The organism is Psychrobacter sp. DAB_AL62B (assembly GCF_028895345.1).
In the GTDB taxonomy this organism is placed as follows: Bacteria; Pseudomonadota; Gammaproteobacteria; order Pseudomonadales; family Moraxellaceae; genus Psychrobacter.
Genome location: NZ_SAXC01000022.1, coordinates 1 through 2,811, shown reverse-complemented (window position 1 = coordinate 2,811; position 2,811 = coordinate 1). Strand labels below are relative to the sequence as shown.

Genomic DNA, 2,811 nt, shown 5'->3' with positions numbered 1-2,811 from the left:
AAGATTGGTTATATCACTACAACCACGAGCGCCCGAATATGGGCAATGGCGGCTTTACGCCAATGCAGAAACTAAACCACGCAGCTTAATTCTATTTGATAAGTGTCTTATGGTTGGGAGGGTTACCGGGGTTGCCGCCCATCTACCAAAAGGTTTCCAACCAGACAAGGGTTTTCCAACTCTTTGACGAACCCATAGAGTCACACTTGGGTAAATATGCAACCATGACAAGATGCGACTTCGACCATAGAAGTCGAGCTTTAAATCATCTTTGTTAGTTAGAGAGCCGACAGCTTCTTGCATACCGGCTAAGCGATCTTTCAGCATTTTATCGGAACAATCATCTTTACCGCTAACAATGATGTAAGCACCTTTGCTGGTGGCGAGTTCTACCAAAATCGGTTTAGGACTATTCCCATCTAACATTTCCTTGCGACAAGCTGCCTTACCCATTGAATGCTTTTTGACTTGGAAGCCAGTACGGTTTCTTGGTATAAAATTAGGCTGACTTAATAGGCTATTACTATCAACGCTCACATCAAGTCCGCCATCAGCTGCTTCCTGTGCGCCTCCCCAAGTTACATCAGCCAAGGGCAATTGCTGCTGCAAAAACTCAGCTTCGCACAAGCGTCCAATTAGCTCTCTTAAGTCGCCATCATTAAGTGATGTAATATCTTCAACAGTGAGTTCCAAACTTTTCATCTTATGCTTCTCATTTTTCAACATTTTTTGTTATTTAACGGTATTATCTGCTATTTATTATATATAAAACTTAACCTTTCTAAATAAAGTTCTTCATACAAAAAAACACCCAACCAAGTTGAGTGCTTTTTTACTTCAGCTAAAGACTAAGTAGAGGATTACTCCCACTCAATCGTCGCTGGTGGCTTGCTCGACACATCATAAGTCACGCGTGATACTTCAGCGATTTCATTCATAATGCGATTCGATACCGTCTCAATTAAGTCATACGGCAGATGCGCAAAGCGTGCGGTCATAAAGTCCACGGTTTCGACTGCACGTAGCGCAATCACCCATGCATAACGGCGGCCATCACCGACCACGCCGACCGATTTAATCGGTTGGAATACCGCAAACGCTTGCGCGGTCTTCTCATACCAGCCTGATTTTTCTAACTCTTCCATAAAGATAGCATCAGCAGAACGCAGGATATCAGCGAATTCTTTGGTCACTTCGCCAAGGATACGCACGCCCAAACCTGGTCCTGGGAACGGATGGCGGTTAATCATTTTAGCCGGTAAACCAAGGGTAATACCGAGTTTACGCACTTCATCTTTAAACAAATCACGTAACGGCTCAACCAATTCAAACGCTAAATCATCAGGTAAGCCGCCAACGTTATGATGGCTCTTAATCACGTGGGCTTTGCCTTGATGCGACTTTGCTGACTCAATCACGTCAGGATAAATCGTCCCTTGTGCTAAGAATTCGATGACTTTACCATCGCTTTGCTCGCTGATTTCACGGGCACTATTGGCAAAGACATCGATAAAGGTTTTACCAATGATTTTACGCTTGGCTTCAGGATCAGACTCGCCAGCCAATGCATTCAAGAATAAATCTTCGGCATCAACACGAATCACTTTAACGCCCATGTTTTCCGCAAATACTTGCATCACTTGGTCGCCTTCGTGCAGACGTAATAAACCGGTATCGACAAACACGCACGTTAATTGATCGCCAATGGCTTTATGCAATAATGCCGCGACGACTGAGCTATCGACACCACCTGACAGACCGAGCAATACTTGTTTATCACCGATTTGCTTTTGCAATTGTGCAATACGCATATCGATAATATTATCAGGCGTCCAGCTGCCCGCGCAGTCACAGATTTGATGCACAAAACGTCCTATCAACGCCTCACCTTGAGCGGTGTGAGTGACTTCAGGATGGAATTGGAGACCATAATAATGGCGCGACTCATCGGCCATAATTGCAATCGGACAGCTTGGTGTACTGGCAACGATATCAAAACCTTCAGGCGCTTCAATGACTTTATCGCCATGACTCATCCACACATTGAGCTTACCAGCAGCGTCTTCGTTGCCATCTATAAGTACAGATTTACCATCAATATTGATAGTCGATGCGCCAAACTCATGGATATCACTGGCGTGAACTTTGCCGCCGAAACGCTCTGCCATTGCTTGCATACCGTAGCAAATACCTAATACCGGTACGCCTAAGTCAAATACGGCGTCATTGATACGCGGGCTATTTTCAGCATGCACACTCTCAGGGCCACCCGATAGGATGATGCCTTTTGCGCCAAAATCTGTGATGCGCTGGGTATCGATATCAAACGGGAACATCTCACAAAATACCCCTGAATCGCGTACACGACGAGCGATTAATTGACTATATTGTGAGCCAAAATCAAGGATTAAGATGCGGTCTTCTTTAATCGTAGGTATTGCAGGAGTAGCAGCGGCAGTGGTCATAAATCGATGTCCATCAATAGATAAAATTGGTGCCCTATTTTAACAAGTTTCCGCACGATGATGGCGATTAGATGGTTAATTATTCATGATAATTCACAGTTCTTGATAGTTGTTAATGGATAGTGATAGTTATTAACAGATATTAGCGATTATTTGAATGTTCGGAAGCTAAGCGTACAAAACAAGAGGTGATAAGGTTGATAATAAATAAGTGGCTTGATTAGGGCGTGTCCCTAATTGGAAAAAGCATATATAGGCGCTAAAATAAGGTCTATATTTTAGCAATCGTTAGGTATTCAGGAAAGATGGCCAGACAAGCATTAACCGATAATCTCTGGGAACAGCT

At 43.8% G+C, this 2,811-nt stretch carries 2 protein-coding genes; both read right to left on the bottom strand.

The annotated features are described in order from the left end of the window. Positions 1–54 precede the first annotated feature (54 nt). On the bottom strand, positions 55–702 hold the full coding sequence (locus tag EPB74_RS13320) for a hypothetical protein (protein WP_274904626.1): 648 nt from the start codon (positions 700–702) through the stop codon (positions 55–57). A 158-nt stretch (positions 703–860) separates the two neighbouring features. Further along, positions 861–2,465 (bottom strand): glutamine-hydrolyzing GMP synthase, encoded by a 1,605-nt coding sequence (guaA, locus tag EPB74_RS13315; protein ID WP_274904625.1) that lies wholly within the window; start codon positions 2,463–2,465, stop codon positions 861–863. Positions 2,466–2,811: the final 346 nt, after the last annotated feature.